The sequence below is a fragment of the Serratia sp. NPDC078593 genome (assembly GCF_050268245.1).
Taxonomy (GTDB): Bacteria; Pseudomonadota; Gammaproteobacteria; order Enterobacterales; family Enterobacteriaceae; genus JBNNGK01.
The window spans coordinates 15,149-30,031 of the sequence record NZ_JBNNGK010000008.1 but is presented as its reverse complement, the minus strand read 5'-3'; the positions used below and the strand labels follow the sequence as shown (position 1 = coordinate 30,031).

14 protein-coding genes and 1 pseudogene are annotated in these 14,883 nt (G+C 48.6%); 6 read left to right on the top strand and 9 right to left on the bottom strand.

Features of this window, described 5'->3' with window-relative positions; all coding sequences use genetic code 11:
- The first annotated feature begins 283 nt into the window (after positions 1 to 283).
- Positions 284 to 1,315, top strand: a complete 1,032-nt coding sequence (locus tag ACQKDS_RS10750) for a fatty acid desaturase (RefSeq protein WP_399669856.1) — start codon at positions 284 to 286, stop codon at positions 1,313 to 1,315.
- Between the two features lie 313 nt (positions 1,316 to 1,628).
- On the opposite strand, the gene fadR is transcribed toward ACQKDS_RS10750, so the two are convergent.
- Entirely contained in the window at positions 1,629 to 2,348 is a 720-nt protein-coding gene (fadR, locus tag ACQKDS_RS10745; RefSeq protein ID WP_399669853.1) for a fatty acid metabolism transcriptional regulator FadR, read from the bottom strand.
- Positions 2,349 to 2,588: 240 nt separating this feature from the next.
- Here fadR and nhaB point away from each other — a divergent pair, with 240 nt between their 5' ends.
- Positions 2,589 to 4,178 carry a sodium/proton antiporter NhaB gene (gene nhaB, locus ACQKDS_RS10740; protein WP_399669851.1) on the top strand — a complete coding sequence of 530 codons (1,590 nt, stop codon included), beginning with the start codon at positions 2,589 to 2,591 and terminating at the stop codon, positions 4,176 to 4,178.
- 125 nt (positions 4,179 to 4,303) lie between these two features.
- Positions 4,304 to 4,834 (top strand): disulfide bond formation protein DsbB, encoded by a 531-nt coding sequence (gene dsbB / locus ACQKDS_RS10735; RefSeq protein ID WP_399669848.1) that lies wholly within the window; start codon positions 4,304 to 4,306, stop codon positions 4,832 to 4,834.
- A gap of 376 nt (positions 4,835 to 5,210) precedes the next feature.
- On the opposite strand, the gene ACQKDS_RS10730 is transcribed toward dsbB, so the two are convergent.
- The 4 genes from ACQKDS_RS10730 to ACQKDS_RS10715 all read right to left on the bottom strand — a co-directional run bounded on the left by ACQKDS_RS10730 (position 5,211) and on the right by ACQKDS_RS10715 (position 8,165).
- Positions 5,211 to 5,657, bottom strand: a complete 447-nt coding sequence (locus ACQKDS_RS10730) for a YcgN family cysteine cluster protein (protein WP_399669846.1) — start codon at positions 5,655 to 5,657, stop codon at positions 5,211 to 5,213.
- A 244-nt stretch (positions 5,658 to 5,901) separates the two neighbouring features.
- A complete protein-coding gene (locus tag ACQKDS_RS10725) occupies positions 5,902 to 6,558 on the bottom strand; it encodes a fumarylacetoacetate hydrolase family protein (RefSeq protein WP_399669843.1) in 657 nt (218 codons plus the stop codon).
- A gap of 191 nt (positions 6,559 to 6,749) precedes the next feature.
- A complete protein-coding gene (locus tag ACQKDS_RS10720) occupies positions 6,750 to 7,814 on the bottom strand; it encodes a lytic transglycosylase domain-containing protein (protein ID WP_399669840.1) in 1,065 nt (354 codons plus the stop codon).
- Between the two features lie 81 nt (positions 7,815 to 7,895).
- Positions 7,896 to 8,165 carry a YcgL domain-containing protein gene (locus tag ACQKDS_RS10715; protein WP_399669837.1) on the bottom strand — a complete coding sequence of 90 codons (270 nt, stop codon included), beginning with the start codon at positions 8,163 to 8,165 and terminating at the stop codon, positions 7,896 to 7,898.
- A gap of 136 nt (positions 8,166 to 8,301) precedes the next feature.
- Here ACQKDS_RS10715 and minC point away from each other — a divergent pair, with 136 nt between their 5' ends.
- From minC to minE, 3 genes are read left to right on the top strand one after another with little or no spacing between them, the layout of a single operon-like run.
- On the top strand, positions 8,302 to 8,997 hold the full coding sequence (minC, locus tag ACQKDS_RS10710) for a septum site-determining protein MinC (RefSeq protein WP_399669834.1): 696 nt from the start codon (positions 8,302 to 8,304) through the stop codon (positions 8,995 to 8,997).
- 25 nt (positions 8,998 to 9,022) lie between these two features.
- Positions 9,023 to 9,835 (top strand): septum site-determining protein MinD, encoded by an 813-nt coding sequence (minD, locus tag ACQKDS_RS10705; RefSeq protein WP_399669831.1) that lies wholly within the window; start codon positions 9,023 to 9,025, stop codon positions 9,833 to 9,835.
- Between the two features lie 3 nt (positions 9,836 to 9,838).
- Positions 9,839 to 10,108: a cell division topological specificity factor MinE gene (minE, locus tag ACQKDS_RS10700; protein WP_088499709.1), complete on the top strand. Its 270-nt coding sequence runs from the start codon at positions 9,839 to 9,841 to the stop codon at positions 10,106 to 10,108.
- A gap of 237 nt (positions 10,109 to 10,345) precedes the next feature.
- Here the strand turns inward: minE and rnd are convergent, their stop codons facing one another.
- The 4 genes and pseudogenes from rnd to tsaB all read right to left on the bottom strand — a co-directional run bounded on the left by rnd (position 10,346) and on the right by tsaB (position 14,835).
- A complete protein-coding gene (rnd, locus tag ACQKDS_RS10695; protein WP_399669827.1) occupies positions 10,346 to 11,467 on the bottom strand; it encodes a ribonuclease D in 1,122 nt (373 codons plus the stop codon).
- 85 nt (positions 11,468 to 11,552) lie between these two features.
- A pseudogene (gene fadD, locus ACQKDS_RS10690) lies at positions 11,553 to 13,234 on the bottom strand (long-chain-fatty-acid--CoA ligase FadD).
- 208 nt (positions 13,235 to 13,442) lie between these two features.
- Positions 13,443 to 14,033 carry a Slp family lipoprotein gene (locus ACQKDS_RS10685; protein ID WP_399669824.1) on the bottom strand — a complete coding sequence of 197 codons (591 nt, stop codon included), beginning with the start codon at positions 14,031 to 14,033 and terminating at the stop codon, positions 13,443 to 13,445.
- A 100-nt stretch (positions 14,034 to 14,133) separates the two neighbouring features.
- The gene (gene tsaB, locus ACQKDS_RS10680) at positions 14,134 to 14,835 is read right to left on the bottom strand and encodes a tRNA (adenosine(37)-N6)-threonylcarbamoyltransferase complex dimerization subunit type 1 TsaB (protein WP_399669821.1); all 702 of its coding nucleotides are present in this window, start codon (positions 14,833 to 14,835) and stop codon (positions 14,134 to 14,136) included.
- Positions 14,836 to 14,883: the final 48 nt, after the last annotated feature.

Below are 14,883 nucleotides of genomic sequence, written 5' to 3'. Positions count from 1 at the left end.
CCATTAAAACTGTGGGTCTATACGGTTTGGATAAATAAGTGCATATAACAAGAACTAATCAGCACTCATAATGAATAATTACGAGCCCTAGAACGGAGGGAAAAAAAATTTCGTCGCAATATGCAAATAAAAACAATGAAATTCATGTCGTTATGTATTTTATTCGCCATTAACTGGATTATCTCTGCAGTTGTTCTAAACCTTAATAAGACTTAATTATCCGATCGACGGAAAACATGATGGACACCCATTTTGCTACCGTTATCACAGAGGCTTATTCAAAATGACTGCTATTGATGATAATTCACCCGCCTATCAGACAAAGTATATTAGACATGCCATCACACAATATAATAAAACGTTACGTGAAAAACATCGCTGGTTACGGCATCAAAATGCCATAGGTTTATCAATATTAATATTGATGATTATCCTCACTATCATCAGTTCTGTTTTATATATAGAAAACAGTATCCCATGGTGGCTTTGCGTTCTGTTAAACGCCTTTTTTATTTCTATCGTGCATGAAATTGAACATGATCTCATCCACCAACTTTACTTCAAAAAAAATAAGTTGATGCATAATACCATGCTGAGCCTGGCCTGGTTGGTAAGGCCCAGCAGCCCTAACCCGTGGGTTAGACGCAAACTTCATCTGCGTCATCACCAAATATCAGGCAGTAAGGAGGACTTAGAGGAAAGAGCGCTGACCAATGGCTTTCAATGGGGATTACCACGCTTTTATATGATGGCCGATTTAATGCTCTCTTCAATAAAAGTGATTGCGGATATTGAGACTTGGAAAGGTAAACTTCATGCTAGCTGGGTGGGATTTAAATCCTATGTTCCTGTGACCGCATTAACCTGGCTCCTCTGGTATTGCTTTTTACTGTTTCATACCATTGATGGATTATTCACCTTATCCGGGAATCCGATTTCATGGTCTGATAATTTGTTAACCTTCATTCATTATTTAAACATCACCACCGTGATTCTTATCGCGCCAAATGTGCTTTGGACTTTCTGCCTGCATTTTGTGAGTTCAAACATGCATTATTATGGCGATATTGACAGCAACAACGTCACGCAACAAACACAGGTAATGAATAGTTACTGGATGTGGCCATTAAATATGTTCTGTGCAAACTTCGGCAGCACCCATAGCATCCACCACTTTGTCGTGAATGAGCCGTTTTACATCCGGCAAATGTCAGCCAAAACTTCACATCAGGCAATGAAGAAGATGGGAGTGCGGTTTAATGATTTTGGGACATTTCGCCGTTCTAATCGATGGAGTAAGCAGGATAGAACTTGACTGCCAATTCGGCTATTGCGAACAAGCAGAGTTGGCATCGCCTTATACATTAACAATCACAGCTCAGTGGAATAGCGATCGATTAACACGCAGTGAAAAGATGCAAAGGCATTGGAAGCGCATGCAAATGGGTGAGCACATTCTGTAGCACTTTACCGCGTATTTATCGAGTAACCGTATTGATGAACAATGCCGCTGTTGATGGGTTTCAAATAGCAAGGCTATTAACCCGTAACATTACAGTAAATGGGATAGCCCGTTATCCCATTGACACCTAAAGGGGGCAGAACAAGCCCCCCATCAACAAAATGTTTTAGCGACGTGCCTCAGTGAGATCGCTAGGCATGGTGCCCTGCATACTCTGCCAAATCGCCCCACTCTCTTTACCGTAGTTACGCACCGTCTCCATCACCTGATCGTAGGTTTTTTCATGGCAAAGAGTGGACAGCTTGCTATAGAAGTTAAGCGCCAACTTGCGTGCTTCCGGATTAGAGAAGTAATAACGACCCACTCGCGTATACAGACCTTTTAGCCCGTTAAAGATCAAACCGTAAATCGGGTTACCAGAGACAAACGCCAACCCACGGAAAATCTCATAATCGAGTTTGTTAAACGCCTCTGCCTGATCCTCGACCTCTTCAGCTTTCGCTAATACTTCCTGGGCCTGTTCTGGGTAGTTACGGACCGCAGAACGAATAAAGATCGAAGCAATATTTGTGCGAACCGACAATAAATTATCGATTAACTGTGGCACGCTGTTATGATCGAGACGTGCCAGCGTTTCCAGGATGTTGAGACCCGACGTCTCCCAGAAGTTGTTAACCTTAGTCGGTTTGCCATGCTGGATGGTTAACCAACCATCGCGGGCTAAACGCTGTAAAACCTCACGTAACGTGGTGCGCGTGACACCAATCAGTTCTGAAAGCTCGCGCTCCGCGGGCAAAATAGAGCCAGGAGGGAAGCGATTATTCCATATACTTTCAATAATGTACTCTTCCGCGAAACCGGCAGGACTCTGCGCCTTAATGACCATGTGTTTGACGTTCCGTAGCGACGATAATCAGTAATAATAGTCTGCTGATCATACCAGATCGCTCAGATATGACATAGCATGAGCGAAAAACAATAAACGAAAGTGTGCATAACATGGCAAAAAACGGGCAAAATCGGCAAAGCCTATGAATTTTCGATTGTAATTCCTGTCATGGTTGCATCGCAGTAAGCGGCATTGATAGGGTATGAACATTACTTTATTAGGGGTTATAGAAACAAAATGGAAATGACAACGCGCAGTGCGCTCATAAAGAATTTTCTTGGGCAGTCGCCCGACTGGTACAAGCTGGCAATTCTTATTTTTTTGGTGATCAACCCCATCGTATTCTTCTTCGTCAGTCCTTTCACCGCTGGCTGGCTGCTGGTGGTAGAGTTCATTTTCACCTTGGCCATGGCGCTTAAGTGTTACCCATTACTCCCGGGCGGTTTACTGGCGATAGAAGCCGTTGCGATTGGTATGACCAGCCCTGCTCATGTCGGTGAGGAAATCGCCAACAATCTGGAAGTGTTGCTGCTGCTGATATTTATGGTTGCCGGCATCTATTTCATGAAGCAGCTGCTGTTGTATGTCTTCACCAAGCTCCTGCTCAACATTCGTTCAAAAATGCTGTTGTCATTGTCATTTTGTATTGCAGCCGCAGTTCTTTCCGCTTTCCTTGATGCATTAACGGTAGTCGCCGTGGTGATCAGCGTAGCCACCGGGTTTTATTCTATCTATCACAATGTGGCCTCTAATCGACCTGAAGGCGTACATGATGTGGGTGATGATAGTGCTATCGACAGTGACGATCGCAAACAAACGTTGGAACAGTTTCGTGCGTTCTTACGCAGCCTGCTGATGCATGCCGGTGTCGGTACGGCATTGGGAGGGGTCATGACCATGGTGGGGGAACCACAAAACCTGATTATCGCTAAAAGCGCCGATTGGGGCTTTCTTGACTTCTTCTTGCGCATGTCGCCCGTCACATTGCCGGTATTCGTATGCGGTCTGGTCGTCTGTTTATTGGTAGAACGCTTCGGCGTATTTGGCTACGGCGCCAAGCTGCCTGAACGCGTACGTGAAGTACTAAAAGATTTCGATGTAAAAGCCACCGCCAAACGCAATCGCCAAGACAAAGTTAAATTAATCGTTCAGGCGCTGATCGGCATTTGGCTGGTCGCCGCGTTGGCCCTGCATCTGGCAGAGGTCGGGCTAATTGGACTGTCGGTTATTATTTTAGCCACATCACTGTGCGGTGTGACCGACGAACACGCCATCGGCAAAGCGTTCCAAGAGGCATTACCTTTTACCGCCCTGCTTACCGTGTTCTTTACTATTGTCGCCGTGATCATCGAACAACACTTGTTCACCCCGGTGATTTCATTTGTGCTTCAGGCTGAACCATCTGCACAACTGATGCTGTTCTATCTGTTCAATGGCCTGTTGTCTTCCGTATCTGATAATGTGTTTGTCGGTACGGTATATATCAATGAAGCGCGTACCGCGTTGGCTGACGGCGTTATTTCCCTCAAACAGTTCGAAATGCTGGCGGTAGCGATTAATACCGGGACTAACCTGCCTTCGGTAGCCACGCCAAATGGCCAAGCCGCATTCCTGTTCTTACTAACCTCCGCCATCGCGCCTTTGGTTCGTCTTTCCTATGGTCGAATGGTGTGGATGGCACTGCCCTATACCATCGTATTAACCTTGATCGGTCTGCTTTGTGTGGAGTATACGTTAGCCCCTATGACCGAGTTATTAACTCAATGGCACTGGTTAACCCTGCCACCAATGGACGCAATGGCGCCAGCACCCGTCAGCGCACATTAATCACCATTAACCGACCGCTGCCAGCGACTCATTTTTTACGCTGAATTCACCTCAAGTGGCTGGCAGCAGGATTGAATTGGTTTACACTGCGGGTTCAATTGCTTACTGCATGGAAGAATAAAGATATGTTGCAATTTTTTAACCGCTGCTCACAGGGACGCGGTGCATGGCTACTGTTAGCCCTGACCGCACTGGTTCTGGAGCTGGCGGCGCTCTATTTTCAGCATGTAATGTTGCTGCAGCCCTGTGTCATGTGCATTTATGAACGTTGTGCGCTATTTGGCATAATGGGGGCAGCCTTGGTTGGTGCCATCGCACCCAAAACGCCGTTACGTTACGCCGCCATTCTGTTGTGGATCTACAGTGCGTGGGAAGGCGTCCAACTGGCGTGGAAGCACACTATGATTCAGTTGCATCCTTCGCCTTTTAACACCTGCGATTTCTTCGTCAACTTCCCGTCTTGGCTGCCTCTTGATAAATGGCTACCCGCGGTATTCCATGCATCTGGTGATTGCGCGGTACGCCAATGGCAATTCCTGACCTTAGAAATGCCTCAGTGGCTGGTAGGGATTTTTGCCGCTTATCTGGCTATCGCTATTCTCGTGCTCGTGGCGCAATTTGTTCGCCCACGTCGCCGCGACCTCTTTGGCCGCTAAGGTATTCAGACATTAAAATGGCGCCACCCGGCGCCATTTTAGATCTTCCGCAAACACCTTAATGAGAAAATCGCTAGCAACCTCATCGCCACTGCCCCACCGAACCATCGCGTTAGAGCAAGAACGTACCGACATCAGCTAAGTTTGCCAACATACCGTTCGACTCAAATCAAACACCAACTAATGTGTAAGGAAATAAACGAGCACAATCAAGGCGCCAGCAGCGGCAAACAAACGCATCATCTTCATAGTTGATAACTTTTTCGTTAAGCGGAGGGGCAACTAACTTACCCATTCCTCATTACAATATGAAGCGTTCAAGTGGCGTTAATCAGCGGATTTACACAACCTTAAGCCAGAATGTCGACGACATCGCTCACCGAGCCCAACTTGGCTTGTTCAAGATGTGATCCTGCCAGTCTACCACTTCGCTTTCACGCACCGCGATATGACGTACAGTAATGCGTTCACCGTGCATCGCGGCTTTGGAACCACTGATCAACGGATGCCACGCGAACAACGGTTTACCTTCGCCAATCAAACGGTAAGCGCAGGTTGGCGGCAGCCAATCGAAGGTGACCAGATTCTCACGGGTGAGCTTGATGCAGTCTTCTTCAAGTTCAAAACGGCGATCGTAATTGCGACACTGGCACGATTTGATATTCAGCTGATTGCAGGCGACATTGGTAAAATAAATTTCGTCGGTATCTTCGTCAATCAACTTATTCAAACAGCATTGCCCACACCCGTCGCACAGCGATTCCCACTCTTTTTCTGACATTTCTGCCAGCGTTTTAGTTTGCCAAAAAGGGCGTTGTGACATGTTAAATCCGGTATTGATAGATGAACGTTAGCCTAGTTACAGGCTGCAATTATAACCGACATTATACGAGGAAATGACCGATGCATCACCCCTTCAGTGGGAATCGGTAATCTGACAAGCGTATTGATTGGATAAAAGCACAGATAATAAATGAGTGAATGGCACTCTACAGAGCGCCCACGCCGCTGCCACGCTAAATAACGTTAGACGTCGCCATCGTGGTACACACGGCAGCGACAAAAGATTAAATTACCCGGCTGGTCAACGTTTTTCCATTCAAACAAATTTTTAGCATATCGCCCGATACCATCGGCCCAACACCTTGTGGAGTGCCGGTTAGAATGATGTCGCCCGCACGCAGGGTAAAGAAACGGCTCATGTAGCTAATTAGCGACAGAATGGGGGTGATCATGTCACGGGTATTACCGCGCTGGCGCACCTCGTCATTCACTGACAATACCAACTCCACATTTTGCGGATCGCCAAACTCAGCCACCGGAATAAACCCGGAAATGGGGCAAGAACCGTCAAAACCCTTGGCCTTTTCCCACGGTTGGCCCGCTTTTTTGAAGCTCGCCTGTAAATCTCGCAACGTGAGATCCAGAGCAACACCGTAGCCTGCGATCGCTCTCGCCACACGATCCTCGTTAGCCTGTTTGAGTGGCGTACCGATCAATACCGCCAGTTCGATTTCATGGTGTACGGAACCGAAATCTTTTGGTATTGCCACTGGCTGGCGGATATCGCACAGCGCAGTTTCAGGTTTGATAAATATCACCGGTTCAGGTGATTGAGCACTGCCCATCTCTTTGATGTGATCGGCGTAATTGCTGCCCACACATACCACTTTATTTACCGGAAAATCGAGTAACGCGCCCTGCCAGTCTCTATGTTGATACATATTTCACTCCAGACAAAATCACCTTCGACCTTCAAGCTATATCATATTTATGATGTAACGTATTCAATAGCTGATGCGCCAACTATCTAAAGCGCAGCGCACTTCGCCATTTGATTAACACATAGGTTAATCGACGATCACCACGCGGCAGCTGCCGACTCATCGCAACACGAGATCTATTGGGAATAAATCTATCTATCGAACGGCATAGCGATCGCATCAGCCATCATGCCGACACTGAGGGCAAAATAGTACGAGCGATTCCAATGCATGAGTGTACGGAAATTATCATAAACCATGAAGGCGCGGCCTTGCATATCATCTGGCGTTATTATCCAACTGCGCAAGGTCGACCCCGGTAACGCGGAACCATCTGGTTGCGTGACCCCCATCGCAGCCCACTGCTCCACACGGTAAGCCTGTTCGTTCTTCAGCCCCAGATTCGCGCGACTCAACCCGACCGGCAATTTCACTTCGCGCCCCCACCGGATGCCCGGCGTCCATCCCTCTGTTGCCAGATAGTTAGCTGTCGACGCAAATACATCATCAATATTATTCCAAATATCGATACGACCATCGCCATCACCGTCGGCACCATAGGTCAGGAAAGAACTTGGCATAAATTGGCATTGCCCCATCGCACCTGCCCACGAACCTTTCAATCCCTCGGCGCTCGTGTGCCCTTGTTGAATAATCTGCAAGGCCGCCATCAACTGCTCAGTGAAAAATGCCTCGCGCCGCCCTTCGAATGCCAACGTCGATAACGCAGACACGACATCTTCTTTACCCTGAATTTTACCGAAGTGGCTTTCCATGCCCCACAACGCCACGATGTAATGCGCTGGTACACCATAACGTGCCGTAACGCGTGCCAGATGCGGTTGATACTGTTGCAGCATCGCGCGCCCTTGACGTATTTTGCTATTCGACAACGTTCGACGCAGATAATCATCCAGGGTGATCCGCTTTTCTAACTGGTTGCGATCAGCCTTGATCACCCGATCGACGAAATGCACATTAGCAAATGCGCTGTCGACCGTGTTTTGGTGAATCCCTTGTGAAAGCGCGTGCGTTTTCAGTTGTAAGATAAAGGCCGGAAACTCAGCCGGATCGCGCCCGGTTTTCGCTAACGTTTTTTCTGCGGGTTTTTGTACCGCCGCTAACGTTGGTGATGGCGGAGCTGCCATGCTGCTGATACTGGAAAAACCAGCCGCTATCAGCGTAGCCAACATGAAGGTAGACGCCGACGATCTCATCGCTATTTCCTTCTTCACGTTAACCGAAACGATTGCCGGCAACAGCAATCGCCCGATTTGTTATCGAATAACCAACGAATATTATTCTTCGCCGGTCAAATGTTGATTTAATAAATTTTCTACCGGCGGTGGAAATTGCAGATAAAACCCTTCTTGTTGCAAGGCCGCTTTTACTTTCTCAATATCCGCGTTGGCTAATCTTTTACGGCCTTCAAGATCGAGCATCATCGCAAACTGCGGCGTGCCGAAACTTTTGAGTAAATCTTCCGGCACTCGGGAGAAATCGTCTTTTTTTTCGACATATAGATAAGTTTGATCGCGTTTTGAGCTTCTATAGATCACACAAAGCATGTTTTTAACTCTATTTAATTGGGACAGTATCTTGCTTGGATATAACTCTGACTATAACATGCTTATAGTACATCGGAATATCGCACCCGGAGTGGTATTCCGGGGATTAAAAGTTGCTGAGACTGAGTCAGGATAGATGTCACAATCGCCAATTGAGCTAAAAGGCAGCAGTTTTACCCTATCGGTTGTTCATTTGCATAATTCGCAACCCGAGGTAATTCGTCAGGCGTTACAGGAAAAAGTCGAGCAAGCGCCCGCTTTTCTTAAGAACGCCCCTGTTGTTATTAACGTTGCTACGCTTAACGGCGATGCGAACTGGAAAGAACTCCAACAGGCCTTTACGGCTGCCGGCTTGCGCGTCGTAGGCATCAGCGGGTGTAAAGACGAGCGGCAAAAACGGGCTATCGTCCGTGCCGGCTTGCCGTTGATGAGTGAAGGTAAAGGCCAGAAAACAGCGACGGCACCCGTGCCAGCGCCTGAACCCGTCGCCGAAACCACCCCTGCAAAAACGCGTATTATCAACGCGCCTGTCCGTTCTGGCCAACAAATTTATGCCCGTAACTGTGATTTGATCGTGACCAGCAGCGTCAGCGCCGGTGCTGAATTGATTGCCGATGGCAACATTCATGTTTACGGTTCGATGCGTGGTCGTGCACTAGCAGGCGCATCAGGGGATACACAGTGCCAGATTTTTTGCACACACCTTGGCGCTGAGCTAGTCTCTATCGCAGGGCAGTACTGGTTGAGCGACCAAATCCCGTCCGAATACGTCGGGCAGGCCGTGCGACTCAGCCTGTTGGATAACGCTTTAACCATACAACCTTTAAATTAAGCCCTTTTGACAAGGAATCCACTTCATGGCACGCATTATTGTTGTTACCTCAGGTAAAGGGGGCGTTGGCAAAACCACTTCGAGCGCGGCCATTGCGACCGGCTTGGCCCAAAAAGGCAAGAAAACCGTGGTCATCGATTTCGATATCGGCCTGCGTAATCTTGACCTGATCATGGGCTGTGAGCGCCGCGTGGTTTACGATTTCGTTAATGTGATTCAGGGTGATGCCACGCTGAACCAAGCGTTAATTAAAGACAAACGCACCGAAAATCTGTTCATCTTGCCTGCGTCGCAAACACGTGACAAAGACGCACTGACACGAGAAGGCGTAGAGAAAGTGCTCAACGAACTCGGTGAAATGGATTTTGAATTTGTCGTTTGCGACTCACCGGCAGGCATCGAAACCGGGGCGCTGATGGCACTGTACTTTGCTGATGAAGCCATCATCACTACCAACCCAGAAGTGTCGTCTGTGCGCGACTCAGACCGTATTCTGGGCATCTTGTCCTCCAAGTCACGCCGTGCAGAAAAGGGCCAAGATCCCATCAAAGAACACCTGCTTCTCACCCGTTACAATCCAGGCCGGGTTAGCCGTGGTGACATGCTGAGCATGGAAGACGTTTTAGATATCTTGCGTATTCCGTTGGTCGGTGTGATCCCAGAAGACCAATCTGTACTGCGCGCGTCCAATCAGGGCGAGCCTGTCATTCTAGATCACGAGTCAGATGCCGGTAAGGCCTACGACGATACCGTTAACCGTTTGTTAGGAGAAGAACGCCCATTCCGCTTCATCGAAGAAGAGAAGAAGGGCTTCCTGAAACGCCTTTTTGGGGGATAAACCATGGCTTTGTTAGACTTCTTTCTGTCCCGCAAAAAATCGACAGCCAGTGTAGCCAAGGAACGGCTGCAAATCATCGTTGCAGAACGTCGCCGCGGGGACAGTGAGCCCCCGTATCTGCCTGATTTAAAACGCGATATTCTGGCAGTGATCTGCAAATATATTCAAATCGACCCTGAAATGCTGCATGTACAGTTTGAACAAAAAGGGGACGATATTTCGGTACTTGAACTTAACGTGACGTTACCGGAATCGGAAGAAGCAGCTAAATGATTGCGACGCATTAATTACCCCCTGTATTTTTTCAGGGGGTAACTGTATACATACACAGTTAATAAAGAGTAACCCTCGCTAAAATGTTATTGTTAACCTTTGAGATTAATCCCAATTAATTTGGCAATAGGATTCTTTAAAGTAAACACTGGCGCGTCTAATAATCCAATATTTATTTTATCACTCAATAATCGGAGCAAAGTGTGATTCCCCTGCCCCGCTATTTTTATCATTCTATTAGTAATTCTTTAGAATAGCCTGCAACGGCTCGGCTAATAAATCTGCACGCCAACCGCTGATTAATTCTGGTAAATTCTCACTGTTTTTTAATTTCCAATGCCAATTCAATAGTTGATTAATTTGACGCCGTGACGCTAACAATTCACTGCTCAAACCACTTTGCTCACTGACAGTGACGATCGCCGCTTTGATATCTTTAAATACTTTCTTATAGCCGGGCTGATCGATTAAGTTTTCCACCGGCGGCGGAAAATTAGCCTCATCCAGTTCATTGGCTTCCGCTACCAGCGCCAATAATGTTTTGCCATGATAACGAATTTCCGGACCACTTAAGCCAAGCGCGTCCAATTCCCCCAGTGAACCCGGCATGTAACGTGCGACAGCCCACAAGTTTTCTTCGCGCACCACAAAGTTGACGGCCAGATCGCGTTCGCGCGCCTGGCGTAACCGCCATTCTGCCAACTTTTGCAGACATGCCAACTGACGCCCGCGCAATTGCCATGCATTTGTGATTTCACGATAGGCCAATTCGGGCGTCAATGCCTCACTACGCCGTTGGCACAACAACAGGCACTCACTGCTGGCAGCGGCTGTCCAACCGGCCTGTTCGGTTTCCAACACCAGTTGTTTCGCCATCGGCAGTAAATAGAACACATCAGCCGCGGCATAAATACACTGACGTTCGGTTAGTGGGCGTGCCAACCAATCGGTTCGCGATTCGCTTTTGTCCAATTCGACCTGCATATATTCCGCCACCAACGTAGCAAAACCACATGACAACGGCTTGCCAGTAAAGGCCGCTAGAATCTGAGTATCCACTAATGGCGTCGGCAATACCTTGAAGGCATTCAGGAAAACCTCAAGATCTTCACTACCCGCATGTAAAAACTTCACTACTGCCGTATCGACCAGCAAGTCGATAAACGGCTGCCAATGCGTGATCGGCAATGGATCGATCAGGGAGAGTTGTTCACCATCGTATAACTGGATCAGACCTAACTGCGGATAGTAGGTGCGCGTTCTGACAAATTCGGTATCGAGCGCAATCTGGGCATGTTTTCTTGCCTGCTCGCAGACCTGCTGCAATCCGGCATCGGTTGTGATCAACGTATAATTCAAAACATCATTCTCTTATTTCATGATTCAAACACAGCAACGCCGGTATTCACCGGCGTTGTTCATAAAAGGGACTGCGAGGCAGAAATCAATCCATCTTGGTCGACTTTGGCGTATTCTGTTCGTCGCGCAGCTCCCGCCGCAAAATTTTGCCTACGTTCGATTTTGGCAACTCATCGCGAAAATCGACAATCTTAGGCACTTTATACCCGGTAAGATAACGACGACAATGTGTTAACAGCTCATCTTTAGTGAGCGACGCATCTTTCTTTACCACACAAATCTTGACGGCCTCACCGGATACATCACTTGGGACACCAATCGCCGCGCATTCCAATACCTTCGCATGCTGACTGACAACCTCTTCAATTTCATTCGGATAAACGTTAAATCCTGAAACCAGAATCATATCTTTCTTACGATCGACTACCCGGATAAAACCGTCCTTATCCACGGTGACAATATCGCCAGTGGCCAGCCAGCCGTCTTTCAGCACTTCATCGGTCGCTTCAGGCCGCTGCCAATAGCCTAACATAACTTGCGGCCCTTTGACCCACAGTTCGCCCGGTTCGCCCAGAGCAACATCTTGACCGTTATCGTCTACCAACCGAATGTCGGTTGACGGTACCGGCAAACCGATACTGCCACTGTAGTGTTTCAAATCATACGGATTACCTGCCACTAACGGCGCACATTCCGTCAGACCATAACCTTCCAGTAAATGCTTACCGGTGGTTTTCTCCCAGCGATCCGCCACCGATTTTTGTACCGACATCCCCCCGCCGACGGAAAAACGCAGCGTAGAAAAATCCAGCTTGTGGAACTCTTCATTATTGAGCAACGCGTTGAATAGCGTATTCACGCCGCTCATCGCGGTAAACGGATATTTGCCTAACTCTTTTACCAAGCCGGGAATATCACGAGGATTGGTAATCAATAGGTTGCGCCCGCCCAGATCAATAAACAGCAGGCAATTCACCGTCAGAGCAAAGATGTGGTACAACGGTAATGCAGTGACCACCAACTCCTGTCCATCACGGAATAAAGGCGCATAGGCGGCTTTCGCTTGTTCCAAGTTGGCCTGCATATTGCGGTGCGTCAGCATCGTGCCTTTGGCGACGCCGGTCGTGCCACCGGTATATTGCAAAAACGCCAAATCGGAATTAATGATGTCCGGTTTCACATATTGCAACCGGCGGCCACGCTGCAAAGCAACTCTAAACGAAATAGCGTCCGGTAAATTATACTTCGGCACCAAACGTTTAATATACTTCACCACAAAGTTAACCAAGGTACCTTTGGCAGCAGAGAGCTGATCGCCCATACGCGTCAAAATGACGTGTTTTACTTGGGTTTTGAATACCACTTTTTCCAGCGTATGCGCGAAATTGGATACGATGACAATCGCCGCTGCCCCACTGTCATTTAACTGATGCTCCAGCTCGCGCGGGGTATAAAGCGGGTTAACATTAACCACCACCATGCCAGCACGTAAAACACCGAATAGCGCAATCGGATATTGCAATAAGTTAGGCATCATCAGGGCAACACGGTCGCCTTTGTGCAAGCCCAGTTCATTTTGCAAATAGGCGGCAAAAGCACGGCTGCGCTCTTCCAGTTTTCGGAAGGTCATCACTTCGCCCATGTTGATGAAGGCCGGTTGATCGGCATAACGCAGTGCCGCGCTTTCAAACATTTCGACTAAAGACGAATGGCGTCGATTTCTGCCGGAACATCTGCCGGGTAACGTTTTAACCAGACCTTATCCAAGGTATTACTCCTGAAATCATTACTCATTATTATCGCAGCCCCCAAACACGCAGCAAACTTTAACAATATTTTAACTCAGCGTACCAGTTTGCGTTTTAAACAATATTCAGGTTGCGATGTAGGTCACTAATTGCTAGCGAATCCTTTCACCAAAAGAAAAGGGCAGCCTATAAGCCGCCCTAATAACATTGAATGTTCTACACGTAACTTATTCGGTAACGATAGTCTGCACCTGGGCAGGGCCTGGGTTATACCAGCCGTAACCTGCGCCCCAGCCAGGCCCCCATGGCCCACTTCGCCAGCCCCATGGCCCCATCGGGGCAGGTGGCATAACGATTTGTTGCGCCAACCGCCAACGTTTAAAACCCGTGGCATCCATGGTGACAAATTTATACGGCGTGGTACCAATTTTTCCCTGCTGCACCCCAGTGATGGGCCCGACCACTGTCACCAAATGGCCTCTGAAATCGGAAGGTTCAAGAAACCCCTTAACCGATGCCAGCAACCGGCCCTGAGAGGGTTCACCAAGAATCGGCCGCGCGCCTGCATCCAGCGGTGCCGCTGCAATCTCCAGCACGGTCTTACCCTGCTCATTGAGTACGCTTATTACCTTGCCGCCAAAGCGCGCGTCAGCCCCGCTAAACATACTGGGTGCGTTTTGCACCGACGCAAGATCAACAACCGGCGTAGGCGAGTTACCTTTGATCACATCCGGTACGGTCACGCAACCGGACAACAGCATAACGCCACCAGCTATCGCCAGCAGCGACCGTATTTTCGTTACAGTATGAATTAACATGATCGCAATCTCCTGAAAATGCTGTAACTTCGACTGCGTTTTTAGCCGCAAGTTGCAATGTGCGCCATCCTTGCTTTAACCCAGACTCAACGAAACGCGATTATTCGCGTCCCGGTAACTTTTTCCAGGTTACTTCATTGCGCAAATAGGTTGGTTCCGCATTTTCCACGCTAACCGCTAAACCTCGCTGCCAAGCGCGTAACGCCAGTGGTAACATATCTTCAGCCTGCGGCAATAACATGTGTCCATCGCGGAGCGTTATCGGCGCACCGGCAACCAACTCAGGATAAGTTTGCCAACCGGTGCCCACTTGCGCCCATTCCCCGGCCAATCGTTGCGCACGATCTAATGCCTGCGCTGGCGACAGTACCGCTTCACCTGCGCTTTCCTGCCAACTGCCGTCAGGCTGGCGTTCAAACTGCCCCCAGTAAACCTCCCCCATGCGGGCATCAATAGCGGCCAATACGCGTTCAGCACCGGTCATACGCCAGGCACCCTGGGCCATAGTTTGTAAGGTAGAAATGCCTAACATTGGCAGCTCGGCACCCAGCGCCAAACCTTGCGCGATACCAATACCAATGCGCACGCCAGTAAAGCTGCCCGGGCCCCGACCAAAGGCCAACGCATCGAGCTGAGAGAGTGATAAGCCAGACTCCGCCAATATCTGCTGCACCAAGGGCAAAATACGTTGTGTATGCTCGCGTGGACACAGTTCAAACAGGGCGTGAGTTTCACCTTGATTCCAGAGGGCAACGGAACAGGCTTCCGTCGCCGTATCTATCGCTAAAATTCGCGGGGACATGCCAACCTCAGGCGGGAGAAAATAGGGCGCGAATTATAGCACAGCCCA